Consider the following 25904-nt stretch of genomic DNA (forward strand, 5'->3'; position numbering starts at 1 on the left):
GGGGATAGCACGGTAATCCTATGCTCAAAAGAGCATACAGCCCGTGAAGTAAGAATCCTCAACTTCTACAAGTTGAGGTAGTTCAAATAATACATGAACAAATAGTAAATTTAGTGGTTAATTATGGATTATGATGTAATATATATTGGTAGTGGAAATGCCGCATGGCAAGGTGGCCGATTTTTAAGGAAAGCTGGCCTTAAAATTTTAATCATTGAAGAAAGCTTATATGGTGGAGCATGCGCAAACAGAGGATGCAACACAAAAGCGATACTCGATGCCCCTTATGAAATAAAGGCATTGTTCAATAATTATGAAGGAATGGGAAAATCTGGAAATATTGAAGTAGACTGGCCAGCATTAGTCAAATATAAAAGACAGCGCATTGCCGGTATGTCTCTATTTTTGGATGGCAAATTTGATGAATATGATTTGGATGTCGCTCATGGAAAAGGAGTCATTGTTGATGAACACACTGTTAAAGTGGGTGACAAATGCTTCACTACAGATAAGATTGTAATCACCACTGGCTTAAAGCCTGTCATTCCGGACATTAAAGGAAAGGAATTCCTGCATGACAGCAATGACTTTTTGGATATAGATGAGCTTCCAAAACATGCAATTATCATCGGTGCCGGTTTTGTAGGAATGGAAATTGCGGCAATTCTTGCTGAAGCTGGCCTTGAAGCTGATGTAATCATTAGAGGAAATATGGCCTTAAAATATTTCCACCAGCCTTACGTTAATAGAGTCATTGAACTTTTAAAGGGAAAAGGCATCCGATTCCATTTCAATGAGCAAGTTAAGGAAGTCATCAATAATGTAGAAATCGAAAATCCTGAAGAGAAGATATTCAGCGCACTTCAAGGATTGAACACTGATGAGGATTTAAAAGATCCGGAATCCAAAAAGGACAATAAGGCTTATGAAAATGGATTCACAGTCAATTGTTTAAGTGGACTTAGTCTGACTGGGGATTATGTTGTTGCTGCAATGGGTAGGACTGCAAATGTAGAAGACATTGGTCTTGAAAATGTAGGCTTGACATACACTAATAAAGGTATTAAGGTAAACGGGCATCTGCAGACAGAAGTGCCTAACATTTACGCTGCAGGTGATGTTGCTGATACTGGAATTGCAAAGCTCGTAACCGTTGCGATACACGAATCCAAATACCTTGCAAAGGAATTGTTGGGTGAAGCTGATGAGATAACCTATCCTGCCATTCCTGCAGTTGCATATACCATACCAAGAATAGCCACAATCGGTGTTCCGGCTTATATTGCTGAGAAAAGCGATGAATATGATGTTCACACTATACGATACGGCAGATCCTATTCTGTTGTACTTAAAAATGACTTTAACGCAGAGGCAAAGGTGATTGTCGATAAGGATTTGCAGATTGTCGGTGCCGAAATATATGCCGCTGATGCAGAAAACGTTGCAAACATGTTCGCATTTATTATTAATCAAAAAATTACTTTGGAAGAATTGGATTATATGATTTATACATTCCCATCTAGCAGTTCGGTATGTCTGTATAAATTACATAAGATTCATTATGATTTTTCTAAATAAATTGAGGTGATTTAAGTGAGTGAAGAAAAACTAACATATGAGGATGTTGAAAAATACGAGAAATTTTTTACATTAGCACCACCGTTTTTGCTTGAAAGGTTCGCTAAAAAGAATACCAATTTGGTTTTAAAGTTTAAGTCAAAAGTTCAATCTTTTGTTGATGGATTAGATGAAAATGATAAAGAAAAATTGAATATACTTTTAGATACTGATACTGATGAGTTACAGGTTTTAATGAATGAAGCATATGAACACAGCGGTAAAAAACAGTATAAAATTTTAGCCAATCCAGAATATAAAGAATTCATTGAGATTAATCTTAATGAGTTAGGCAATCTGATTAATTCATAGACAAAATTTCTCATGATAATATGGAAACTGTCTTTACTGATGAAAAAGATGAAAGATTCCTAAAACTGGTAGATGAGTTGGACAAAGGATATTTTGAACGCATTGGAGATGAATTGTCAAAATATGAAAATTACAATGAGTTTAAAGATCATCATGTTGTCATATTGGCTCTTGATGGAGATAGTCCAATAGCCTGTGCCAGTTATAGGGTTTTTGATGTGGATTCAGTTGAATTCAAAAGAGTTTTCGTTAAAAAAGAGCATCGCAAAAAGGGGATTGCATATAACATTATCTGCGAATTGGAAAATTGGTAATTGAGGATAATTTTAAATATTCATATATCGTAACTGGAAAAAACAATTGGGCTGCTATTAATCTATATGAAAAATTGAATTACAAATTGACTGATAAATTTGGCCAATTTAAGGACAACAATGCAGTAATCTGCATGAAAAAAGAGTTTTAATTTTATTAAAGAAAAAAATGACAGTGAAATTTTAATAATTCACTGTTTTCGTATCTTTTTTTTGGAAAAATAATTAAATAACTTCAAAATCAAGAAGCTTTATTTTATTTGAAATTAACTCAGGATTGTCATCAATTTCTTCTGATAATTTTGTGGTTATGTATTTTTTATTATCATCTGGAAAAACTGTAGCAATTGTTAAATCATCATTGTCCATTATAACGCTTGCCAGGAAGTTTGCTCCACTGGAAATGCCGATACCCAAACCTAATTCTTTAGCCAATCTTTTAGACATATTGATGGCATCACAGTCATGAATCAGAACAATGTCATCGATTAAAGTTTCATCGACTATTCCTGGAATAAAGTCATCACCAATTCCTTCAATTAGATGATCTCCTTCTTCCATTCCCATTTTAAGAATAGATAATGTAGATGGTTCCAGGGCAAATACTTTGGAATCAGGGTTATAATCTTTTAGCCTTTTTCCTATTCCCATAAGTGTACCACCGGTTCCTATGCCTGAAACGAAAGCATTTACTTCAGGAAGTTCATCAATGATTTCTTGACCGGTTGTTACATATTGGGCTTCAGTGTTTAATTCATTATCAAATTGGAGTGGTCTGTATGCACCGGTTTCATTTGCAAATTCTTCTACAAGCTCAAGAGCCTTTTTGAATCCTCCTTCTTCCCTGGATACAAGGTGAACTTGAGCGCCATACATTTCAATGAGTTTTCTTCTCTCAAGAGATACCCAATCTGGCATAAAAATGTGAACTTCATGGCCGAAAAGAGCGCCAATAGCTGCAAAGGCGATTCCTGTATTTCCGCTTGTAACTTCTATAATCGGTTGGCCTTCACTTAATTTGCCATTTTCCTTTTCTTTTTGGATAATATATAAAGCAATTCTGTCTTTAATACTTCCTGAATAGTTGTAAAATTCTAATTTAGTGTAAATACTTCCTGTTTTTCCTTCATATTCATAATCAATTTTAATCATTGGTGTATTGCCAACTAACTTTTCGATATTCATAATATTCAATCCAATTCAATAATATAACATTATTATATATGTATTTAAATTATAAAATACTTTTTAAAAATAATTAATTCACTTTTTTGTCCACTGATAAGCGATTCTTGGACTGCCGTCAGCGACATAAATTATGCCGCATTTTTGAAAGCCATTCTTTTCAATTTGCTTTTGCATAATTATATTGCTTTCATGGGTGTCTATTCTTATGTTGTCTGATATTTCCTTGCAGTATTTTATAGCGCATTTGAATATTCCATGAGCTTGCCCATCACTTGCAATTCTGTGAATGGTTACATATGCATCATCATTTAACCAATTTCCGTTTTCGATATATTTGTATGTAGGTTCTTCCCCTGCGAATAGTGCAAATACCCCATGAGGCCCGTCATCATCACATATCAAATAGCTGACTTCGTTTGAAATATCGTCTTTGATCAAGTCTTCTGTTGGATATGAATGTCCCCATTGGTCAGGGTTACCGGATTCTATCATGAAATCCTGTGCAATTCCGTAAATATTCATAATAGTAGTTAAATCATCAAATTTTGCTTTTCTAACATACATAATTAATATTTATTACTTCATAGAACATATATATTAATGATTTAATGCGGGAAATTAGAAAATGGCTAATGAAAATTATATGGATGATGAACTGTTGCTCAATGCACGCAAACCTGAAGGGGAATTGGGCGATAAGCTTATAGATAATATGAATGAAAATCATGAAGCCCTAGCACAGTGGAGTTTAGGGCATTTAGATATATCTAAAGATGATCTTATCCTGGATATAGGTTGCGGCGGGGGAGTGAATGTTGAAAGATTTCTAAAAATGACTGAAAATAAGGTATTCGGTCTTGATTACTCCAAGCTGGCAGTTGAAAGATCAGTTGAGTTAAACAAATTAGCTATTGATGAAGGCAGATGCGAGATTATCCAAGGTTCAGTTTCCAATTTGCCTTTTGAAAGTGACACTTTTGATATTGTCACTGCCTTTGAAACCGTTTATTTCTGGCCGGATTTCGTTAATGACTTGAAGGAGATACATAGGGTCTTAAAGGATGATGGAATCATCTTTATTGCTAATGAAGCACTGCCAAAGAAATATGATAAACGCCAAAAACATATTATCGAATTATTGGATATGAATATATATTCCCAATATGAATTGGAGGATTCTTTGCAAAAATCCGGTTTTAAAAACATTTTAAGTCATGTTAAAGAGTCAAAGGACTCGTTTACAGGCGATGATGCAGATTGGATTTGTGTCATTGCAGAAAAATAATTTTTTAGCTAAATATTAATATATTGAATTTTAAAAAATAATAATAGGTGTTTGAAAGTGGATTTAAGTTATATGAGGATTCTGGAATTTGTAGCTGAAATTGTTGTTTTCCTGATTTTAATGGCTATTTTTGGTTATGTTTATAATAAAATAAAGAATAATCCGCATAGGCTATTAAATCCTAGTGAATATTTCCCTGAAGATGAGCTTCATACATTAAGACAGATATTTTACCTCATAATGATGGCACTTTTCTTCATGAATATCTTGTATTCTCTTGTTTTCATTAATGAAGATTTAACTTATTTTGTAATATTTGACCTTGCCATTTCACTATATCTTGCAATTACATTGGATAAAAGTTCTTTAAAGAATAAAATTTTAATCTTTTTATTAGTTCCATATGGCTCTTTAACATATGTGATGTTCCATAATAGTCTTGTAGGAATTATGGATTTGATTCATGTTCCGATATTCCTTTACTTTATAAAAGTATATTATGATAAATTTATGGAATATACTGAGTCTAACGGTTTGGGAATTACCATAATTCTATTGTTTGCATTAGTTTTCGTTAGCTTTATAATTACTCAAATGGACGAAGCTGTTAATCCTTTAGATGCACTCGTCATGGTTTCAAATGCATTTACAAGTAATGGATATGCGGTTTTAGGATCTTCTATTCCTGGAAAAATCAATTCTTTATTCTTAGTTTGGGGAGGTTATATACTCTCCGGTGTCGGTACTGCAACTCTAACTGCTGCTATTTTGATTAGGCACTTTAATCATAGATTTGATGAATTGGAAGAGATGATTAAGAAGAATAATGATGAATGATTTTTTTCATTAGTTAAGTTTATATATCATTAGATAAATATTATACCTAACGAACGGTAGGTAGGAATATGAATACTAAAGAAAAGATATTTGATGTGTCACTTGATTTATTTTCTAAAAAAGGATATGACTCTGTTTCACTTAGAGAAATTGCAGAAGAAGTAGGAATTAAGAAAAGTTCAATTTATAGTCATTATTCATCAAAGGAAGCCATATTGATGGACATATTCGAATACTTCGAAAACATTTTCAAATATGATGAGCTCCTGAACAGTAAAGATTTGATTTTAACCGAAGACAATGAAATATTGCTTGAAAACCCGGAACTGTTCTATCATAAAGGATCCGAAGCCATAAAAGCTATGCTGTCACAAGAAAGAAACCTGAAAATATGGAAATTGATATTTATTCAGATGCATTATAATGACAACATAAGACTCTTTTTCCAAAATGAGATACTTGTAAAGCCATTGGAGTTCTGGATAGGATTTTTCACAATCCTAAAAGAGAAAGGGATTATAAGAAATGACTGCAATCCTAATCTATTGGCTAAGGAATACTACAGCTTTCCAATATATCTGCTGTTAGAAATCAGTGCAAAATATGATGATATTCCAGAGGATACCCTAGATAATTTCTTTAAAGAGGCAGAAGAACATGCTAAATTTCTCTTGGATTGTGTGAAGGTGAAACAATGAGCGAAAGTTTCAATATTCAGGATTATCTTGCAAATGGGGTTGAAAATATCATAAAGGATGCCATGCGTGCATCCCTGAAAAATCCCAAAGAAAGCTTGTTTTTGCTTAAATTTTCAAAATATGCAAAAAAGGCAACAAAAATAAGGCAAAAGTTTAGTGAAGAAGGCCAGAATATTCCTGTGTTTTTGATAGCAAGCATTACCAGCAGCTGCAACCTTCACTGTACCGGCTGCTATTCAAGGGCCAACGATGCATGCAGTGATGAGGTTCCTTTAAATCAGCTTACAGATGACGAATGGGAAGACATATTTAGACAGGCCAAAGAGATTGGCATAAGTTTCATTGTTCTTGCCGGAGGAGAGCCAATGATTAGACAGGATGTCATTAATAAGGCCAGCAATTATCCTGAAATACTATTTCCAATATTCACTAACGGGACCCTGTTGAATGATGATTATCTGAAGTTGTTTGATGACAACAGGAATCTTGTTCCTATTCTATCAATTGAAGGTAATGAAAAAGTCACTGATTCAAGAAGGGGAGAAGGAGTTTATAATCAATTGCTAGAATCAATGGAAGTGATGAAGAAAAACAACATTGCCTTTGGAGCTTCACTTACGTTTACAAAAGGAAATTTGGATTCATTGGTTTCAAAGGAATTCATTGATCAGCTGCATGATTTCGGATGCAAAGTGGTATTTTTCATAGAATATGTTCCAGTTGATGAAAAAACAGTTGACATTGCACCAACTGATGAAGAAAGGGAATTATTGATAAATGAAATTAATCATTTGCGTGAAGAGTATTCTGACATGTTATTCCTGTCATTTCCAGGTGATGAAAAGACATCCGGAGGATGTTTGGCAGCCGGAAGAGGATTTTTCCATATCAACTCTCATGGAGGTGCAGAGCCTTGTCCGGCTTCTCCATATTCTGATATTAATGTAAGGGACACATCTCTCATTGATGCCTTAAACTCAAAACTATTCAAATCATTAAGGGATGGAGGAATACTCATGGATGACCATGAAGGAGGTTGCGTATTGTTTGAGAATAAGGAAAAGGTTGAAAGGCTATTGGGCGAATCTTTCGACTAATCTTTTAACTGTGTATCTTGCAAACAGGAAGTTAAGCCCACCTGCAAGTGCCCTTCCGACTGCAAGGCCTGCCCAAACACCAATCAATCCCCATCCAAGAACGATTCCGAATACATAAATCAATGCATTAGTACATATGATTTCACGAATTACTGTCCAGGCAAGGCTGATTGTTCCTTTTCCGATTCCCTGATAGAAATAGCTTGATGCCATACCCGCACCGGTTAGTGGAAGGCATAATGTTGCAACCTGGAGGAAGCTGACGATTCCAGGAATCAAATGTGAGGTTTCTGCAGTATAAGCAAACATTGTAGCTAATGGTGTTGCAAATACTAAAAATATAATCAATACAAATATCCCGAATAAAATGCTGATTTTGATCCGTAGATATGGCTTCTTGAGAGGTAATCTCCATTTTTTGCACCGAATGCACTTCCGGAAACTGCAGTTATTGCAGTTCCGATTGCACTTAGAGGCATTATTGCAAAGAAGTATAATCTCTGACCAGATGAGAAAACTGCCACACCATAATCCCCACCGAGTATTGAAATGAATATCAGATACATGCTCAATGCTACGCTTAAAAGAATCATATCCATTGAAGCGGGAATTCCTACTTTTAGGATATCAAAAGCAATCTTTGAGTCATATTGAAACTCTTTTAAGTTTACATCGACATATGTATCCTTTTTGATTAAAATCCAGTACATTATCAGAATTGTTGAGACTAAAGAGGATATCACTGTAGCTATTGCAGCGCCAGCAGAACCGAAATTCAGAATGTAAATGAATATAGGATCAAGAATCGTATTCAATCCTACAGAGACAATCATGGCATACATCGCCCTTTTCATGTCCCCTTCACCGCGCAATATTCCGCTTGCTCCATTGGCAAACATGAAACCGAACAAACCTAAAAACAAAGGAGTCCCATATTTCAGACCTTCATTTAGAGCAGCACCGCTTGCTCCAAAAAGAACCAGCAATGGCTTCTGTACGGCCAACAATATTGCTGTTAAAAGAACGGAAGCAATGGCTAGAATTACAATCGAGTGGATGGCCGATGCATTTGCTCCTTCATGATTTCTGGCTCCAACAAAACGGCTGATGCTGCTTGTTGCACCCGCTCCAAGACCAAAGCTCACTCCAACAAGAATCATGAATATCGGATTTATAAAACCTATTCCCGCAATTGCATCAGGTCCTATGCCGACTATCCATATTCCGTCTATAATGTTATATGATGCTGTCAGAAGCATGGATATTATTATCGGAATGGATAATTTCTTTATTGCTGTTTCGGGTTCTCCCCTCATCAGTTCTACATTCTTATTGCTTTCCATAATTCTCCTCGGTTATCTGTTTGACGTGTAAATTTATTCATTCATTGTATACTATTTTAATTAAATTAATATAAAATGAATGTACATTTAGATACTACAAAGCTTTATATAACACGTGCTATAAATTATTAATACATATTTTTATGTATTATTTCTTAATTTAATGCTTTAACTTTCTATTTTTGGAAAATATAATAAAAGTATAATTAGGATTAAACTAAAAAATATAATAGAAATTAAAAAAATTTGGTTGAATAATATGAATGATACTACAAAAATCTTAACAATACAAGACATTTCATGTTTTGGTCAATGCTCAATAACAGTTGCTCTACCAATAGTTTCTGCTTTTGGAATAGAAACCGCAATCCTTCCGTCTGCAGTCTTATCCACACATACTGCAGGATTTACAGATTTCACTGTAAGAGACTTGACAGAAGATCTTCCGGAAATAAGAAAACACTGGGAAAAAGAAGGAATAGACTTTGATGCAATATATACTGGTTTTATTGCTTCAATTGAACAATTGGATTACATTAAAGATATTATTGATTCAAGATTAAAGGATGAAGGACTTGTATTTGTAGACCCTGCTATGGCGGACCATGGTGAATTCTACAACGGTTTTGACCAGGAATTTGCAGATAAGATGGGCGAACTTTGTAAATTGGGAGATTATATTCTTCCGAACACCACCGAGGCCTGTTTCATATTGCACAAACCTTGGAAAGAGGAATTCACAAGAGAAGAAATGCTTGAAATGGCAAACGAACTTGCAGCATTCACAAAAAGATATGTTATCCTAAAAGGAGATACAAATGAAGAAGGCAAACTTGGAATGATTGTTTTGGACAAACAGAAATCAACCTGTGAAATCGTATACAATGACAAGATTGACTATGTATCCCATGGAACTGGGGATGTATTCGCTTCAGCATTTGTCGGATCAACCATGGTCGGCAAAGCTCCTACTTCTGCCGCTAAAATAGCTGGTGAATTCACTAAAATGGCAATCGAAAAGACTGTCGGTGATGAAAACCACAAATATGGGGTCAAATTCGAACAGGTTATTTTAGATTTAAAAGAATTATTGGATTCAAATTAGATGTGAGATTGATATGAAAATTTTGATTTCTAACGATGACGGGGTTTTTGCTCCTGGAATACTGGCCGCAAAACAGGCAGTTGAGGATTTGGCCGATGTTACAGTTGTAGCGCCGGACAAGAACAACAGCAGTGTCGGGCGTCGCTTGACATTATTTAAACATTTGGAATTAAATGCCTGTGAATTAGAAGATAAAAGCAGGGCATATTCCGTTTCAGGAAGTCCTGCAGATTGCGTAATTGTAGGTGCCAAATATGTCATGGACGAAAAGCCTGATTTGGTCATTGTTGGAATCAATTCAGGCGTCAACATCAGCTGCGACATCACCACTTCAGGTACTGTCTGCGCTGCCCTGGAAGCGGTCAGCCTGGGCATTCCTGCAATAGCAGTTTCGCTTTTAATAGATCCAATAACCTCTTATGTACAGGATGACAACGGAGAATGGTACATTGATTATGATTTTACATTGGCAAAGAAAGTTTTGCATGACCTTGTTTTAAAGATAATGGATAAGGGATTTCCGCAGGGCGTTGATTTATTCAACTTGAATGTACCGTCAACCTATGAATCCGAAGAGGTCAAAATTACCAACCTATCACACAAGATGCTTGAAAAGCAAGTCATTGACAATACTAACGAAGAATATGAAGAGATTTTCAAATATCCATTGGATGAACATCAGAAAAGCGATGATTTGATAATGATTACATCAGATCTGATTAGAGAATATGAGGATGGCAGTGACGGATATGCATTGCTTGTTGACAAATGCCCTAGCTTAACCCCTCTTAACGTTAATATGACCTGTAAAGAACTAAAAGACTGGTGAAATTATTTGATTACATATACAAGCAAAAGAGGAATTTCATATGGGTTCAAGTAAAGAATATTTGGAATATGTGCTGGAGCAGCTGTCTGATTTGGATGACATATCATATAGGGCAATGATGGGAGAATATATCCTTTACTATCAGGGAAAAATTATTGGCGGCATCTATGATGACCGCTTTCTCGTAAAGCCCGTCAAATCAGCAATTGCGATGATGCCCTATGCAAATATGGAATTGCCCTATGAAGGAGCAAAGGAAATGCTGCTTGTTGATGATTTAGACAACAGAGATTTCTTAAGGGAACTTTTGGAAGCCATGTATGAAGAGCTTCCGGCTCCAAAAAAACGCAAATAATATTATTGATTTGATATCATGGTTGCTAACTGCTCGTCACGTCCTTTTAATTTTAAGGTAAATAGGAATGCAATAAGCGCAACTATTGCTGCCAAAATCAAACTGATTTTATAACCGAATATACCTGAAAATGATGCAATTATCCCGCCGATGAGTGCACCGCCAATCAATTGACCGGCGCTTGATAGCATATTGACAATTGCCTGGCCCGCTCCCCTTTCTGTAGGCTTTGCTTCACATAAAACAATATACCTTAAAGGAGCACCGATAATTGTCACCATACCGACACCAATCAAACAGCCTGCAATCAGGAATAAAATGAAATTATCAGGATACACTGCAATGGCAATTAAACCGAAAGCCATAATTAAAGTTCCGATTGCCATAAGCTTACGTGAACCTGTTGAATCCAGTATTTTACCTAAAATCGGTGCAGCAACTGCATTGGCTCCCAAAATTGGAATCAGCATCAAGCTTGCCAATTGTTCGCTTAATCCCATTGAAAGAATCACCAGAGATGGGATGAATATTGCTGAAGAATAGATTATTCCATAGCATAATGTTTCAATGCAAGCAATTGTTATCTCTTGGTTTTTGAGCATATGTATAGGCACAATGGATTCTTCTGCTCTTTTTTCTATCATGAAGAAAATAGGGATTAGAACAATGAACATTACTAAAAATGGAGCGACATTTAAAGACAATAGACTGTTAATGAAATTGCTTGAATCGATTTGATTTAATCCATACGCTAAAAATATCGCAAGCAAGCTCAGTATTATAATTCCTAGATAGTCTATTTTTAGTTTTCTGTGATTTTCCGCTTCAGGAAGGATATGCCATGCAAATATCACTAAAAATATGCTGATTGGGATGTTTATTGTAAAGCACCAGTTCCAGCCATATGGGATTAGAAGGGCTCCAACCAGCGGTCCTCCAATGGCTGAAATACCAAAAACACTTCCAAGAATACCTAAAGCCTTTCCCCGTTCTTCGAGTGGAAAAGCATCACCAACGAACGCACCGGCTACAGGAAATATTCCGCCGCAGCCAAATCCTTGTATTATTCTTCCCAGAAATATTGATTCTATATTGAATGAAAATGCAATTAGGCATGATCCAATTCCAAACAGGATTACATCTAAAATAAAAATCTTTTTTCGGCCGTAGAAGTCTGAAAATTTGGCCATTACGGGAGAACCAATCATGAAGGTAATTACAAACAAGGTAAATATCCAGCTTGATTCCCGGCTGGTCAAATGAAAGCTCTGCTCAATTGAAGGCAGGACTGGGCCTATAATTCCAGTATCAAGGGAACCCATGAATACGCCAATTAAAAATAAGAAAAGTATTAAATTTCTTGTTCTGGTATCTAAAGTTTTATTTTGCATAGTATCTTTATAATATTCAGTTAAAGTCTTAAATACATTACATTAAGTAATTAATTTCTATGTTTAATTATAATAGATTGTATTATATAATACTTTTTAGATGTTTTAGCAGTTGGAAATCAGATGAGATAATTTTTTAACTAAAAGATTAAAGATATTAATTATAGGATATTTAAGGTTTTGACAATATGAATATTTTAATATCTAATGATGATGGAGTATTTGCACCAGGAATATTGGCTGCAAAACAGGCAGTCGAGGATTTGGCTGATGTTACCGTTGTGGCCCCAGATAGGAACAACAGCAGTGTCGGACGTCGAATAACATTGTTTAAACATTTGAAACTGATTTCATGTGAGCTTGAAGACGGAAGCCCGGCATTTTCCGTTTCAGGAAGCCCTGCGGATTCGGTGATAGTGGGTGTTGACTATGTAATGGACGAAAAACCCGATTTGGTTATAACCGGAATCAACACAGGCGTCAATATAAGCTGCGACATTACCACTTCAGGTACCGTTTGCGCTGCTCTTGAAGCCGTCAGCCTAGGCATTCCCGCCATTGCAGTCTCTTTGTTTATTGATCCTAAAACATCGTATAAGCAGGACGAGAATGGCAAATGGTACATGGACTATGATTTCACATTGACAAAGAAGGTTCTGCATGATTTGGTTTTAAGAATAATCATTTAAATATAAAAATAGACTCTTTCATACATTTGAATTGCTTTAATGTTAATGAGTTATTTTTCATATGTACTTTGATTGATTGAACTATAAAAAAATATAATTAATTGAAAATTTGATAAGTTTTGTATATCTGCTGTGAAACTAGTCCCTTAAAACAGCTTTTGAATATGCGTATTGAAAATATACAACTCAATGAAATTTTGACAAATCAGCATTTTCAAGATGCTACCATCCCTTATTAATGCTTTCTATAACATTTCGTGTTCATTATTTTCCAGTTTCCCTGCATATAATGAACATTGAATCTTTCTGAGTCCAAAATGCTGAAGGACCTTTTCAATATTGTCATGGTTTGTCTCGAATCTGCACTCAAAGCGGGGTAGCATATATAGATGAATTTATTAATATTATTCATCAGAGTAAGTTTTATTTTTCAAAAAGATAACTATAAATACTTTGTATTTTTCAAAACAATTTTTCAGTATCACAACAATTTTTTAAAGCCATTACAATTGAGTTAAACTTAAATAGAATGAATACAATAGAGATAATTAAAATTCAAGCATTCATGTGGTGAATTTAATGTCCAGTATTGATGATATTGAATTAATGATTAGGGACTTGATCAGGATTAATGAAATGTTAGTGACTGCATTTGACTCAGAACTGCTTTGCAGTGACTGGGAAAACACAGTAGATACATTAAAGGAGTTATGTGACGAGAAAAAGGAATTGATGGAATCATTGGAAAGATTACTCAACGAATTTTTCAACATTAATCAGAATCCCCTTACAAGAAGAATCAGGTTAAATTCATTTTCTCTAATTCCCTCACTTTTCAGTTACGAATTCAAATTCAATATACCGAGATCAGTGAATAAGTCATCAAGAGAATACTTCTGCTATATATCATTAATGGATAGGCTGTCTAGGGAATATGATGTTATATCACTTAAAAAGGATGGCTATTACATTTTAGACATCACAGAATGCCTGAACATTAAAAAATTATTTGAGGTGAAAAAATGAGCGCAATACCGCCATTGGAGTTCATCAGATTTTTTTTAGAACAGGGACATATGTTTAAAATTGCTTTCATGGAAGATGGGAAAGTTGGTGAAGAAATAATAGAAGTAAACAAGGATAATTTCGAGGAATTTGCAAAAAAAGAGGAAGAAAAGAAATGCCATTCATAGCGCCAACATGGTTTTTTGCGATTTTTTTTAGGATCTTTTGTTGAAACTATCTTAGACATCACAATCCTCAAATATTGTTTTTTTTATAATGTAATTTAGTAAATACAGATTATTTCTTATTTAATTTGTTTATACTCAACGGATTCGATTCTCTTCAAATTCATAAGATCAGCATCATCATAACCTTGAATTATATTTGAATACAACAGTCCCAGGGAGTAATTAGCTATGCTTTCGAGTATCGGAATAACGATACAGATATAAATTAATAAACCTACATAGGGAATCGCTATTACAAATGATGAAACAAAAGTAACGACATTCAACAGTATTGCCATCACGATTAGCCATTTGATTATGGTAACAATACCAATTCTTCTGATGTCCTCTATTACTTTATTGATCCTTAATGCTTCCTGTAAGCTATTAAAGTAAGCTAATCTGGCTTTTGCAAAGAACAATAAACATTCAAATATGATGTATACAATAAAAATTACCAACAACAATAGTCCAACAGTTGCTAAAAACTCATGTACTCTGAAGTTAAGAATTAACTCCCTGCTTGAAGGACCAAATGTTTTTAAAGCAAGCAGAAATACTGCAGCCGGAACAATCATGTAGACTATTCTTAGGAATACTACTCTTATGGAATCATATATGTTATTCACCAGATTGAAAGACGGCATCATTGCTGATTGGCTTGAACCCAGCTTGACGATTGATAAGAAATATCCCGGCACAAGCAATATAAACAAGAAAAATGCAATTACTCCAATGGATACGATATAATCATTATCTGATATCAAGCCGATTGGAATGATGGCAATCAGAATGAAAAACAGGAAAATTATCGGCAATTTTTTAATATTTCTAAATGGAAATTTGAAGGAATTTGAAACTAGCTTTTTTAAGTCCATCATAAAACTCCCCTAATATTGTATTTTTTTGATTAAACTCTTCATTTATAATGTTATTAATGTTTTTGAATTTTGTATTTTAAACATTCCTTTAAGAGAATAAAATTCTATATCAGTATTATTTTTAATTACTTAAAAAGCTTTTGATAGAATCATTTTTATCTGAAGAATATTTTTGATGACTTCGGCATTAGATCAAATGAAAAGTTAAATGGTGATAGGTTATTTTCTTTTTGGTTGGAATCAATGATATCCTGTTAGTTTAAGCTTATCCCTCCCTATAAGCAAGGATACATTCTAGAGTGCAAAGGGTTTTGAATATTTACAATGAAAACATTCACTTCAAACACTATAAATTTTTCCTTTAAATACTTATTTAACTCTTTCATATTTCTCCATTAAAAAACTTTGTGAGGACATCATTTTCACCCCCAAAATATGAGAGTGTTTTCCTCAAAATATCTGAATCCAAGGCCAACTTCGGGGGTTATTTTCACCAATTTTGAGGACATGAATTTTCAGGCCAAAAAACCCCCTAGTTTTCCTCACCATCGAAGGTAAAATCCATTGAATTTTTCACCATCCAGCAACATCCGAACCAAATCCTCACTTTGCTTTTGAATCAAATCCGAATAACTGACAGCTTCATCATCATAGGTTATTGTTGAGTATATTTTGCTCAATATCTTTTCAACAATCAATTTTCTTGCTTCAAGTTTAATTGTATTGTTTCGCCTATCCAAATCCTCAACTGTAATTCGTTTTTTATTAACCAAACCAATCACGGTCTTGTCTACAATCTGCTGTCTGAACGGCTCTATCAAATCAAATGTCAGACTGGTTCGTCCGTCCATATCAAAGTGCAGAAAGCCGCAGTATGGATCCAAGCCGTTTACAAGAATGCTTTTTGTTATTTCACTTGCAAGTATTGCATATCCGTAATTCAGCATTGAATTCATTAAATCTGTTGGCTTTTTTGTGCGGGAATCAAATCCGATTTCACGAGGAATGAAATATTTGACTCCAGACCAGTATTCGTTTGATGCCTTTCCCTCCAGGCCCATTATCCTCATTCTAATATCTTCATTGTTTCCCTTAAAATTCAGTTCTGAAAGTTGCCTGATGCATTCATCGATTTTTGACCTGTGATTGAATACTCTTTTCAGCTGTTTATTCTTATTTAATGTTGTTAATGTCGCTTTCTGATTTTTCATTTTTGAAATGATCAGTTCCTTTGAAATCCTAAGGCCTAACTTGTTTTCGCTTAATTTGTATTGCTCCTTTTTAAGGGCAACATTGTGCCAATCTGGAGATTCCAATGTATAGGTCAGTTGGCCTCGTGGACTGATAGCAATCAGTTTAATGTTGTTTTCTGCCATCAAATTCAACACATCAAAGGTCACATATCCTTTTCCTATAACGGTAATGTCAGTTACTGTGCTTGCCTTGATGGAATCAATGATTTCATCCTTTTCATGTATGACAATCTGGTTGTCTTTCTTATGGATGGACTTGTTGTATCCGTCAATTATTAGTTTCATCTCAATACACCCTATATAAATCGCTATTGAATTTTATTTCCTTTCCACAATTCTCTTTTTTCAAATAGCAATTTTGGCAAATTGGAATTATCAAAACACTATCTTTTTCCTTGATGATTTCATCAATACTTTTCACTAACGTCTCACGTTCATTATTCTCCAGTTCTCCTACATATAATGAACTTTGAATCTTTCTAAGTCCAAAATGCTGAAGGATTCTTTCAATCTTTTCTTGGTTTGTTTTGAATTTGCAATCAAAGCTGACTATCATATACATGAATTTATTTATATTAATAGTTCAGATAAAGTATTATTCTTAGAAATGATAACTATTAATACTATGTTTTTTTCAAAACAATTATTTACAGTCATAACAATTTTTTAAAGTTATTACAATGGAGTAAACTTTAAATAAGATGATAAAAATATGAATTAGTAATTAATATGTTATTTAATTCATTTAAATTCATATTAGATGAATATTATATGAGAAAATAAAATTTTATATCTGTGAAATGGGAGCCATATATTGAAATCTATGTTGATACCAATAATAGTGTGATGTGGAAAACACAGGAAAAATGGCAGGAATATTCAAAACAGATGTAAAGACCATTTATGCGCATTGAGAGATATCTTAAGGAGAAGAATTGGATGGATGCAAAGCAACTATTAATATAATCGATTCAACCAATTCAAATAAACAATCCTTATTGATTAAAACAAAGGAAGAATGGAGGATGGTTATGGATAAAAACAGTTAAGTAACCCTTGAAGACATCATTGGCATTGTTGATGCTCCAAAAATAGACGGTAGATTTCAAGAGATAATCTCCGTTAAAAAGATTATTGACACTGTCACAGGTAAGGAATATGATGGATTAGTTGATTTGGAATTCCTTATCCATGTTAATGAAATTTCTGAAGAAAACGAGCATCTTAAAAAGGAAATATCACTGTTGGCCAAGGGAAATTAAGACATGATTTATTTAAACAATGATCTAATGGAATCATGTTTCAAAAGAAAAGCTTTGTTGAAAAAACAATCAAATAATACAAGAAAAATATCAGGAGATAAATGACATTTACATGCGGGGAATAAAAAAGGGCCGTCGATTGGAGGTATTCGAGGTGAATTGAATTTAATCGAAAGGATTTCAGAAGAACTGGGGATTGATTTAGGTATTATAAAAAGATTTGCAAGATTTAAATATAAAATTTAATAAATTAAAAATTAGGAAAAGGTGTTAATAAATGGATAATGAAACAAGCGTAATGTTATTTCAAAACCAAAAAATCAGGTATATTTGGGATGAAGAGACAGAAGAATATTATTTTTCAGTAATAGATGTTGTAGGTGTACTTAGTCAGAGTAAAAATCCTGGAAATTATTGGAAAGTATTAAAAAAAAGATTAAAAGATGAAGGTGTTGAGTTGGTTACAATTTGTAACCAACTGAAATTGCCATCATATAAAGATGGTAAAATGTACAAAACAGATGTAGCATCCAAAAAACAAATTTTTCGTATCATACAATCAATACCTTCACCAAATGCAGAACCATTCAAGCAATGGTTAGCTCAAGTGGGTTCTGAGAGAATTGATGAAATTGCAGATCCGGAAATTGCTGTTGAAAGGGCAATTAGTACTTACCGCAAAAAGGGTTACTCCGAGGAATGGATTACCCAAAGAATAAGAAGTATGGAAATCAGAAAGGATTTAACTGCTGAATGGGATCGTGCAGGTGTCGAAGAAGGTCTTGAATATGCAATTCTTACCAATGAAATTAGCAAAGCATCATTTGGAATAACAACAGGCCAGCACAAAAAAGTCAAAGGATTGAAAAAAGAAAGCTTGCGTGACAATATGACCAATGCAGAATTGGTTATTAATATGCTTGGTGAATTAGCAACTACCGAAATTAGTAAAGTTGAAAATCCGGAAGGTTTTGAAGAAAGTAAGGATGTTGCTATAGATGGGGGCAGTATTGCTGGCAATGCCCGAAGAGAATTGGAAGCAAGAACCGGAAAGAAAATTGTCAGCTCTAAAAATGCTAAAAATCCAAAATTATTAGATGAAAAATTTGATGATTGAGATAACAATACGATTTAATATTTTTTTAAATTAATTATGTGATGGCCATGTGGGATTGAATAGAAATTCAACAAATATATAATTTGGGATTACAGGAGTATCATAATATTACAAATATATAAAATTATATTACTTAAAAACATTGTAAAATTTTTTTAACATGGGTAGATTTTCAGAAAATTTAAGATTCAAAAATTTTTCAAAAATTATCCTCAAAAATCAAAAATTGACGAAATCACCATATTTCAACCACGTGATGTATATGTTCTACTACACTTTCAACATTTCCCGACAAATTTCCAAATTATCCAAATTTTATATATAAAAAGAACGTATATTTTATGTAATAATATACAGTAAAAATGAAAAGATACGAAGTATTTATATACTAAAGAATTCAATAGTATAACAAGGGTTTGAGTAAAGAAATTTAGGAGGCGAAAAGCTTATGATTGCAGTCGATGAGCTAACGGACTACCTAGATGAATATTTGGAAGAAAAGCAAGAGGTAAAAAACTTAACTCAAGAAACTATCGAAAAACAGACATTCAATATATCCAAATTCATTGAATACCTGGAACAGGAAGGAATTGATGAATTAAACAGCGATAATGTCAAAAAGCAATTGAGACATTACCGTAGATACTGTTTAAAACAGCGTGGAAACAAGAGGACCACTGTAAAAACATATATGATGAACATTTTGGAATTCATCAACTCTGAAGATGTCCAGGAAGAAATCCAGCATGAAACCATCAAAATGAAGGATATCATTGAAGTAAAAGCAGAAGATCCAGAAACTGCCAAAAAAAGAATTGAAAAAATCTCTTTGACTTGGCCGCAATCCAATTTCTTTTTAGATACAATCCAACAGAGCGGAAACAAGAGAGATTATGCGATTTGCAGGACTTTCATCGATTCAGGCATGAGGCTGAAAGAACTTGTCCTGTTAAACAAGGATGATATTCAAGTTCCTATTGATGAAAACGGCTTTTATGTCATACCACAGGATTCTGATGAGTTTATTGATGTCAATCTACGTGCAGAGACAACTAAAGGTGAATTGAAAGACCGTACTACATTCATTACCTATGATACATTGCTCAGTCTGAATGATATGATGATGGATCGCATCACAAAGCTCAGGAAAAACACCCACAATATATATCGTCCCGTGATTCAGCGAAACAAAGCGGCAGAGGAAGTTACACGTGAAGAGCTGTTCACCAATATCAAAGGCAATAGAATAGGCAAGCGCGGAGTTCAGGACATCATCAAAAAGCATGCACGTGAATGTGACAGAAGAATTGAAAGCGAAGGGATAGATTGTCCTGTAAACTACAGTAAAAATGTCAGTGTTCACATTCTAAGGCACACTGCACTGTCCCATTATGCTGAAATCCTTACTGTTGCTGAGGTTCAGTCAATTGCAGGTCATTCCAACTCACAGACAACCGATAAGTACATCCACATTGACCGTGAGCAAATGAAACAGAAATTAAGACTCAATTCCAGAAGATTTAATAACTAATTCAATTACTTAATGCAAATAAATGAATTTAAATAGTATATTAACCTAAATATAATTATATCAAGTTAATTAAGGGTTTATATGAATTTAAATAGGAAATTTATTGCATTAAGTATTTTTATAATTTTTATTTCAATATGTAGTGTATATGCTACATTTAATAATCAAAATATCGATGATTCATCAGTTATTTCCAATGCAACTGATGAATTCGGTTGCTGTTCAATCGTTTTGCAATTGGAAGGAAATGATACTGTTTTTTGTTATAGGCGTGATTCCAATGTTACAGCCGATATTTTCATTGAACAGACTGATTGGCATGGCCATTCAGTAATTAAACAATATAAGACCGATGGGGGATACTTCAATCATGTAATCGTAACCAGTGACGGCTGGGTAATCGGATTAGGCGGCATTGACGATGGAATCGAGAATGAAAAATGTGAAAACATTACTGCAAAAATGATTTCTGATGATTACACCATCTCTGAGGAAGGCCTAAAAGAAATTCAAGAAATTAACAAGCCGTTTGGTCGTGGACATGTCCTTATTAAGGCACCTAATGGAAATTACGGTTTTGCAACAGTCAGTAAATTAAAAACAGGAAAATTAGAGCCTGGACGCTATATTTCACTTCCGAATGACTATTCATTTTCAAGAGGAAACAATTTTTCACTCAATACTACAGATAAAGTCAAATTAATAAATGAACTGGCTCAATCTGATATGTATGGTCTTGATAGAAGAGAAATCATTACATATGACTTTAAAACAGATGAACTGTACAATAAAACCGATATTTATGTATCCAATGAAGACGGATCCATGTTAGGCGAGGATTATAAAAAATGCATAGATGATGTCTATTTCAATAATACATTAACTAAAGCTGCAGATATTCCAATTGCCCCTAATTATAAGCAAATAGGTTCTGTAACATTCATAAATGAAGATTCAAATACATACAAGACTATAATTCTATCCATTATTGTTGCATTTGTAATTTTCGTTGCATTCCTGTATTTCATAATAAGCAAACTTATAAGATTTATTAAATCTAAAATTTTCAGATAAAATTTATTAAATTTAATAAAAAATGTAGAAATTTAAAGAAAATACTATATATCAATAGCTTGATATATATGGCAATGTTAATTTATGCTATTTTCTTAATATTACTTGAGAAGTAGTGGTAAAATATGTATAAAAACTATATTCTGTATATACAGAAATATGGTAGATATATACTATCCATATTTATGGATTGTATTTAATTACATATTTTATATATTATACATATATCATTACTTACTGTAAATAAGTATTTATGGTTATAATGGTTATAGTATATATTTGACTAATTTTATATATTTATCTATTAATACATATTTAAGGATAATATACGGAAATACTATGCCGACTATGGTAATATTACACTAACGCAATTTTAAGTAAAAATAAAGGCGTACAAGCCTTTTTAACTTATTTTAAATAATATATAAAATTATTTTAATGAATAAATAATATAATAAGAATTAATTAAATAATTTAGCTATGTATAACATTATTTGACTTAATTAGAGCCCATATATTCAAAAAATTAATAAAATTTATTAAATTTTATAAAATTCATAAAATTTAATAATTAATATCAGGTTAAAAAAAATCAAAAAAATTATAATATGACCTATCTTAATTGACCCACCTATATCAACTAGGATAAATATGACATTTTCTTAATTTGGAGCATATTAAAATCCCAAAAGTATTTTGAAACCTATCAAAATAAGGATGACTCCACCTAAAATCTGGAACTTATCCCCAACATAATCTCCTATTTTTCTTCCAATAAAGATTCCTGCAATGCTGAAAGCAAATGCAACAATACCGATAATCGCTGATGAAATCAATATAGGATCCTTTAAAAGTGCAATTGTGATTCCAACTGCAAATGCATCAATGCTTGTTGCAATGGCAAGCAATGTGACTTCCCTGAATGAGAACTCATCAGATATCTCATCATCATCAGAAGATAGGCTTTCACGTATCATGTTAAATCCTATAAGCAAAAGCAGAATGAATCCAATGATTGATGCAAGAGCTTCAACAATTGATGCAATGACATTGCCGCAGAAGTATCCTAAAATTGGCATTAAGGCTTGAAAACCTCCAAAAAACAGCCCATAATATAGAATCTGTGAATTTTTCAAATCCTTTTGCGTAAAACCCTTTGTCATTGATACGCTGAAGGCATCCATAGCAAGAGCAACCGCAACCAAAAAAATTGAAATAATATTAAATGACATTATACAATAATATGTAAATTATTTTATTTATAGTATATTTTTATATTATTTTGACATTAATATTAACTATGAAAGACTTATTTGATTTTTGTCGTTTTGGTGATTTAAGATTAAACAGCAGAATTGTAAGAACCGGCTTGTGGGAATCTGAAAGGGAAAAATCAGGAAATTTTACACCTGAGATATACAACAGATACGAAAACATCGCAGCCAGCGGTGTCGGCTTAATAATAACAGAATTGATTTCCCTTTACCCTAGAGATGTTTTTTCAAAATATTCACATACAATGCAGTATAATCAATTTGTACGTGAAGCAAAAGATTTGACTGACCTTGTTCATGTATATGATGTTCCCATTTTTGCCCAAGTGGGTTTTGTGCAATACAATAAACGTACCGAGCAAAATATGCGTGTTGAAGACTTATCAATTGAAGACATTCGCAAAATCCAGACTGATATGGTAATTGCCGCTCAAAAAATTGATTATGCCGGTTTTGATGGCATCCAAATAGGTCTTGGAAACTATTACTTCTTATCCAGATTCATCAATCCGAATTTCAATACAAGAAATGACAAATATGGCGGGAGCACTTTTAACCGCTTAAGAATCGTTTTAGAGATAATCAAAGTTATCAAAGACAACACAAGCCTGCATATAAATTGCCGTTTAAATGCATTTGATGGAACTACCAACGGAATGACCCTGGATGAGACAATTGAAGTGGCTAAATTGCTTGAAAAATATGGAGTCGATTCAATTCAGATTACCCGTCCACGTTCACCGCAATTCTTCACACGTGAAAACAAGGAGGAAAACCCTTTAATTGAAGCAACTGAAAGGATTATGGACAATATCAACATTCCAGTTATTTTAGGTGGAGGCTCAACCAGCCAAAAACAGATAAACGATATACTGAATAATTCAAAAATAGAGTTCATTTCCATGCAGAGGCCTTTTGTAGCCGATCCCAGCTTTTTGGTAGATTGGCAGCTGGAAGGTGATGGAGCAAGCAAATGCAAGACATGCAACAATTGCTACTGGAAAAAAACATCCACCTGCTTTATAAATAGGGCTCCTATATTGAATGTAGAAACGAACTTAACAACCGATTTGGAATAATTCAAATCCGATATTTTCTATCTTTTTATTGTAAATGTTTCTTCCATCGAAAATTACCTTATGGTTAAGTTTTTCAGAGAGCAAATCAAAATCAGGGCTTCTGAACTCTTTCCATTCAGTAATCAATATCAAAGCATCGCTGCCTTCAATGACATCATATCTGCTTTGTGCAAATTCTATTGAATCCATATATTCATCATCAATTGCATTTTTGAATTCCTCTATTGCATGTGAATCATATGCCTTAATTTTGGCGCCTCTTTTAATCAGTTCACTTATTACAACAAGTGAAGTGGCCTCACGAACATCATCAGTATATGGCTTGAATGCAAGGCCCCAGACTGCAAATGTAAAACCTGTCAAGTCTTCGCCGAATCTTTTAACGACCTTGTCTACAAGAACCATTTTCTGTCTTTTGTTTACAAGTTCAACATTGGAAATTATTTTCGGTTCGTAACCATTAGATTTTGCAGTGTTTATCAATGCCTGAACATCCTTTGGGAAGCAGCTTCCCCCATATCCGCAGCCTGCATAAATAAAGTCATAGCCAATTCTTTTATCCGATCCGATTCCCAGTCTTACGCTTTGCACATTAGCGCCTGTAACTTCACAGATATTTGCAATTTCATTCATGAATGATATTTTGGTAGCAAGCATTGCATTGGCAACATATTTTGTCATTTCAGATGATTTGACATCCATCAATATGAATCTTTCATGATTTAGGACAAATGAAGAATACAAGTCTTTCATTATATCAAATACATCATCATTTTCAGCTCCAATAACAATACGATCCGGATGCAGACAGTCCTCAACAGCTGTTCCTTCCTTTAAGAATTCCGGGTTTGAAACAATATCAATTTTTACAGATGAATTTCTTTCATCCAATATTGATTGGATTTCATCCCTTACCTTAAATCCTGTACCCACAGGAACTGTGGATTTGATAACAACAATAGAATCATGTGTAAGGTTTTTTGCTATATCATCAGCAGCAGAGAATATATAATCAAGATTTGCGCTGCCATCATCGGCCATTGGTGTTCCAACAGCTATAAAAATAATTTCAGTATTGTCGAGCGCTTCTTTAATATCTGTTGTAAATATCAAATCACCACGTTCCTGTGATGTTTTTACAATATCCTCTAGTTGGGGTTCGAAAATAGGCATGATATTATTTTTTAACCCTTCAATCTTCTCTTCAACAATATCTACACAATATACCTTGTTTCCCATTTTAGAAAAACAAGCGCCTGTTACAAGACCGACATAACCAGTTCCAATTACAGTAATATTCATAAATTCACCTAAATATAAAATACAATATTATATTAATTTATAATTTCATGTTTAAATAGTTTATATTACAAAAAAGAATAAAAAAGTACTCAATTAAAAGGATTGAGTACCGCTCTCAGGGCTTAGGGATACGCTTTGAGTATCCAAGAGATTTCCTGAGGTATCATAAATGTTAATGGTTGCAAAATCCGGATAATACTTATATGCATCAGCACTTTTTACATTGATGTAACCTGATGAGTCAACAGTTTTCGGAACCATATTTCCATTATTCAGGCTAGATCCATCCCTGGAATATTTAATCTGTATCTTTACATTTTCTCCGGCATGCTCCGGTCCGACATAAATGCTTGCATATGTCTTATCTGACAAGCCGCTGCCTGTTGAGAATGACCCTCCATATATGGTCATGTCTTGTGATGGATTCGAAGCTACCTGAGTGGTTTGTGTAGTCTGGGCCGGTTCTGCAGTTTGAGCAGGTTGTGAATTTTCTGCTGGAGTGTTGTTGACCTCAGATACGGAGGCATTATTGCTGCTTTGAACTTGATTCTGGGAATCCGCAGTGGAATTATTTCCAAAACCAATGTATGCGAATATTCCTGCAAGAACAACTGCAACAATTATTAAAGCAATGATAATGTATTTTGTAGTATTATCCTTTGATGATTTCTCATCACTGATTGAATCAATCATGCTTTGATGAGTAATGGTTTTCTTTTTAAGCGGTGTTCCGCATTTTTTACAAAACTTTGCTGAATCGTTATTTTCGCTATTACAATTTGGACAATTCATTTTTAAATATCACCTTAAAATATAATAGTTATTTAATAATATGTTAT

The 25904-nt window shown here is 33.7% G+C and carries 27 protein-coding genes and 1 pseudogene; 18 read left to right on the forward strand and 10 right to left on the reverse strand.

The features are described from left to right. Nucleotides 1-123: 123 nt before the first annotated feature. From ACJROP_RS11920 to ACJROP_RS11935, 4 genes are read left to right on the forward strand one after another with little or no spacing between them, the layout of a single operon-like run. Nucleotides 124-1578 carry a dihydrolipoyl dehydrogenase family protein gene (locus ACJROP_RS11920; protein ID WP_406535683.1) on the forward strand — a complete coding sequence of 485 codons (1455 nt, stop codon included), beginning with the start codon at nucleotides 124-126 and terminating at the stop codon, nucleotides 1576-1578. Nucleotides 1579-1593: 15 nt separating this feature from the next. Next, nucleotides 1594-1929: a hypothetical protein gene (locus ACJROP_RS11925; RefSeq protein WP_406535684.1), complete on the forward strand. Its 336-nt coding sequence runs from the start codon at nucleotides 1594-1596 to the stop codon at nucleotides 1927-1929. A 20-nt stretch (nucleotides 1930-1949) separates the two neighbouring features. After that, complete coding sequence (locus ACJROP_RS11930; RefSeq protein ID WP_406535685.1) at nucleotides 1950-2243, forward strand: GNAT family N-acetyltransferase; 294 nt, start codon at nucleotides 1950-1952, stop codon at nucleotides 2241-2243. After that, on the forward strand, nucleotides 2237-2395 hold the full coding sequence (locus tag ACJROP_RS11935) for a hypothetical protein (protein WP_406535686.1): 159 nt from the start codon (nucleotides 2237-2239) through the stop codon (nucleotides 2393-2395). Before ACJROP_RS11930 ends, ACJROP_RS11935 begins: the two co-directional genes overlap by 7 nt. Nucleotides 2396-2468: 73 nt before the next feature. Here ACJROP_RS11935 and ACJROP_RS11940 read toward each other — a convergent pair whose 3' ends face one another. Continuing rightward, a complete protein-coding gene (locus ACJROP_RS11940) occupies nucleotides 2469-3428 on the reverse strand; it encodes a PLP-dependent cysteine synthase family protein (protein ID WP_406535687.1) in 960 nt (319 codons plus the stop codon). Nucleotides 3429-3506: 78 nt separating this feature from the next. Then, nucleotides 3507-3995, reverse strand: coding sequence for a hypothetical protein (locus ACJROP_RS11945; RefSeq protein ID WP_406535688.1), 489 nt, complete (start codon nucleotides 3993-3995; stop codon nucleotides 3507-3509). A gap of 61 nt (nucleotides 3996-4056) precedes the next feature. Here ACJROP_RS11945 and ACJROP_RS11950 point away from each other — a divergent pair, with 61 nt between their 5' ends. The 4 genes from ACJROP_RS11950 to ACJROP_RS11965 all read left to right on the forward strand — a co-directional run bounded on the left by ACJROP_RS11950 (nucleotide 4057) and on the right by ACJROP_RS11965 (nucleotide 7348). Next, nucleotides 4057-4716 (forward strand): class I SAM-dependent methyltransferase, encoded by a 660-nt coding sequence (locus ACJROP_RS11950; protein WP_406535689.1) that lies wholly within the window; start codon nucleotides 4057-4059, stop codon nucleotides 4714-4716. A gap of 57 nt (nucleotides 4717-4773) precedes the next feature. Next, entirely contained in the window at nucleotides 4774-5553 is a 780-nt protein-coding gene (locus ACJROP_RS11955; RefSeq protein ID WP_406535690.1) for a hypothetical protein, read from the forward strand. Nucleotides 5554-5621: 68 nt separating this feature from the next. After that, the gene (locus ACJROP_RS11960) at nucleotides 5622-6251 is read left to right on the forward strand and encodes a TetR/AcrR family transcriptional regulator (RefSeq protein ID WP_406535691.1); all 630 of its coding nucleotides are present in this window, start codon (nucleotides 5622-5624) and stop codon (nucleotides 6249-6251) included. Beyond that, nucleotides 6248-7348, forward strand: coding sequence for a radical SAM protein (locus ACJROP_RS11965; protein ID WP_406535692.1), 1101 nt, complete (start codon nucleotides 6248-6250; stop codon nucleotides 7346-7348). The genes ACJROP_RS11960 and ACJROP_RS11965 overlap by 4 nt, the downstream gene beginning before the upstream one ends. On the opposite strand, the pseudogene ACJROP_RS11970 reads toward ACJROP_RS11965, so the two are convergent. Continuing rightward, a pseudogene (locus ACJROP_RS11970) lies at nucleotides 7325-8691 on the reverse strand (MATE family efflux transporter). The gene ACJROP_RS11965 and the pseudogene ACJROP_RS11970 overlap by 24 nt on opposite strands. Nucleotides 8692-8950: 259 nt before the next feature. Here ACJROP_RS11970 and ACJROP_RS11975 point away from each other — a divergent pair. The 3 genes from ACJROP_RS11975 to ACJROP_RS11985 are packed head-to-tail and all read left to right on the forward strand — an operon-like array spanning nucleotide 8951 to nucleotide 10980. Next, nucleotides 8951-9796 (forward strand): pyridoxamine kinase, encoded by an 846-nt coding sequence (locus tag ACJROP_RS11975; protein ID WP_406535693.1) that lies wholly within the window; start codon nucleotides 8951-8953, stop codon nucleotides 9794-9796. Nucleotides 9797-9809: 13 nt separating this feature from the next. Next, on the forward strand, nucleotides 9810-10625 hold the full coding sequence (gene surE, locus ACJROP_RS11980; RefSeq protein WP_406535694.1) for a 5'/3'-nucleotidase SurE: 816 nt from the start codon (nucleotides 9810-9812) through the stop codon (nucleotides 10623-10625). A gap of 40 nt (nucleotides 10626-10665) precedes the next feature. Next, nucleotides 10666-10980, forward strand: a complete 315-nt coding sequence (locus ACJROP_RS11985) for a TfoX/Sxy family protein (RefSeq protein ID WP_406535695.1) — start codon at nucleotides 10666-10668, stop codon at nucleotides 10978-10980. Between the two features lie 2 nt (nucleotides 10981-10982). Here the strand turns inward: ACJROP_RS11985 and ACJROP_RS11990 are convergent, their stop codons facing one another. Continuing rightward, the gene (locus ACJROP_RS11990) at nucleotides 10983-12371 is read right to left on the reverse strand and encodes an MFS transporter (RefSeq protein ID WP_406535696.1); all 1389 of its coding nucleotides are present in this window, start codon (nucleotides 12369-12371) and stop codon (nucleotides 10983-10985) included. 188 nt (nucleotides 12372-12559) lie between these two features. Here ACJROP_RS11990 and surE (ACJROP_RS11995) point away from each other — a divergent pair, with 188 nt between their 5' ends. From surE (ACJROP_RS11995) to ACJROP_RS12005, 3 genes are all read left to right on the forward strand, one after another. Then, complete coding sequence (gene surE, locus ACJROP_RS11995) at nucleotides 12560-13060, forward strand: 5'/3'-nucleotidase SurE (RefSeq protein WP_406535697.1); 501 nt, start codon at nucleotides 12560-12562, stop codon at nucleotides 13058-13060. A gap of 579 nt (nucleotides 13061-13639) precedes the next feature. Beyond that, nucleotides 13640-14086 (forward strand): hypothetical protein, encoded by a 447-nt coding sequence (locus ACJROP_RS12000; RefSeq protein ID WP_406535698.1) that lies wholly within the window; start codon nucleotides 13640-13642, stop codon nucleotides 14084-14086. Then, nucleotides 14083-14253, forward strand: a complete 171-nt coding sequence (locus tag ACJROP_RS12005; protein WP_406535699.1) for a hypothetical protein — start codon at nucleotides 14083-14085, stop codon at nucleotides 14251-14253. Before ACJROP_RS12000 ends, ACJROP_RS12005 begins: the two co-directional genes overlap by 4 nt. Before the next feature lie 116 nt (nucleotides 14254-14369). On the opposite strand, the gene ACJROP_RS12010 is transcribed toward ACJROP_RS12005, so the two are convergent. The 3 genes from ACJROP_RS12010 to cas2 form a co-directional block, all read right to left on the reverse strand. Beyond that, on the reverse strand, nucleotides 14370-15173 hold the full coding sequence (locus ACJROP_RS12010; RefSeq protein ID WP_406535700.1) for a DUF4013 domain-containing protein: 804 nt from the start codon (nucleotides 15171-15173) through the stop codon (nucleotides 14370-14372). Between the two features lie 542 nt (nucleotides 15174-15715). Continuing rightward, complete coding sequence (gene cas1, locus ACJROP_RS12015; RefSeq protein WP_406535701.1) at nucleotides 15716-16711, reverse strand: CRISPR-associated endonuclease Cas1; 996 nt, start codon at nucleotides 16709-16711, stop codon at nucleotides 15716-15718. Nucleotide 16712: 1 nt separating this feature from the next. Next, nucleotides 16713-16988, reverse strand: coding sequence for a CRISPR-associated endonuclease Cas2 (cas2, locus tag ACJROP_RS12020; protein WP_406535702.1), 276 nt, complete (start codon nucleotides 16986-16988; stop codon nucleotides 16713-16715). Between the two features lie 977 nt (nucleotides 16989-17965). On the opposite strand from cas2, the gene ACJROP_RS12025 reads away from it, so the two are divergent. The 3 genes from ACJROP_RS12025 to ACJROP_RS12035 all read left to right on the forward strand — a co-directional run bounded on the left by ACJROP_RS12025 (nucleotide 17966) and on the right by ACJROP_RS12035 (nucleotide 21410). Further along, nucleotides 17966-18805, forward strand: coding sequence for a Bro-N domain-containing protein (locus ACJROP_RS12025; protein ID WP_406535703.1), 840 nt, complete (start codon nucleotides 17966-17968; stop codon nucleotides 18803-18805). A gap of 448 nt (nucleotides 18806-19253) precedes the next feature. Continuing rightward, nucleotides 19254-20336, forward strand: coding sequence for a tyrosine-type recombinase/integrase (locus ACJROP_RS12030; RefSeq protein ID WP_406535704.1), 1083 nt, complete (start codon nucleotides 19254-19256; stop codon nucleotides 20334-20336). A gap of 81 nt (nucleotides 20337-20417) precedes the next feature. Next, nucleotides 20418-21410, forward strand: coding sequence for a hypothetical protein (locus ACJROP_RS12035; RefSeq protein ID WP_406535705.1), 993 nt, complete (start codon nucleotides 20418-20420; stop codon nucleotides 21408-21410). Between the two features lie 677 nt (nucleotides 21411-22087). On the opposite strand, the gene ACJROP_RS12040 is transcribed toward ACJROP_RS12035, so the two are convergent. Then, nucleotides 22088-22642 carry a manganese efflux pump MntP family protein gene (locus ACJROP_RS12040; protein WP_406535706.1) on the reverse strand — a complete coding sequence of 185 codons (555 nt, stop codon included), beginning with the start codon at nucleotides 22640-22642 and terminating at the stop codon, nucleotides 22088-22090. Between the two features lie 68 nt (nucleotides 22643-22710). Between ACJROP_RS12040 and ACJROP_RS12045 the strand changes: the two genes are divergently transcribed. Next, on the forward strand, nucleotides 22711-23763 hold the full coding sequence (locus tag ACJROP_RS12045) for an NADH-dependent flavin oxidoreductase (RefSeq protein WP_406535707.1): 1053 nt from the start codon (nucleotides 22711-22713) through the stop codon (nucleotides 23761-23763). Here ACJROP_RS12045 and ACJROP_RS12050 read toward each other — a convergent pair. Next, nucleotides 23743-25065 carry a UDP-glucose dehydrogenase family protein gene (locus ACJROP_RS12050; protein WP_406535708.1) on the reverse strand — a complete coding sequence of 441 codons (1323 nt, stop codon included), beginning with the start codon at nucleotides 25063-25065 and terminating at the stop codon, nucleotides 23743-23745. The two genes, ACJROP_RS12045 and ACJROP_RS12050, sit on opposite strands and share 21 nt — an antisense overlap. 93 nt (nucleotides 25066-25158) lie before the next feature. Further along, entirely contained in the window at nucleotides 25159-25857 is a 699-nt protein-coding gene (locus tag ACJROP_RS12055) for a zinc ribbon domain-containing protein (RefSeq protein WP_406535709.1), read from the reverse strand. Between the last annotated feature and the right edge of the window lie 47 nt (nucleotides 25858-25904).

This window comes from Methanobrevibacter sp. (genome assembly GCF_045220775.1).
Taxonomy (GTDB): domain Archaea; phylum Methanobacteriota; class Methanobacteria; order Methanobacteriales; family Methanobacteriaceae; genus Methanocatella.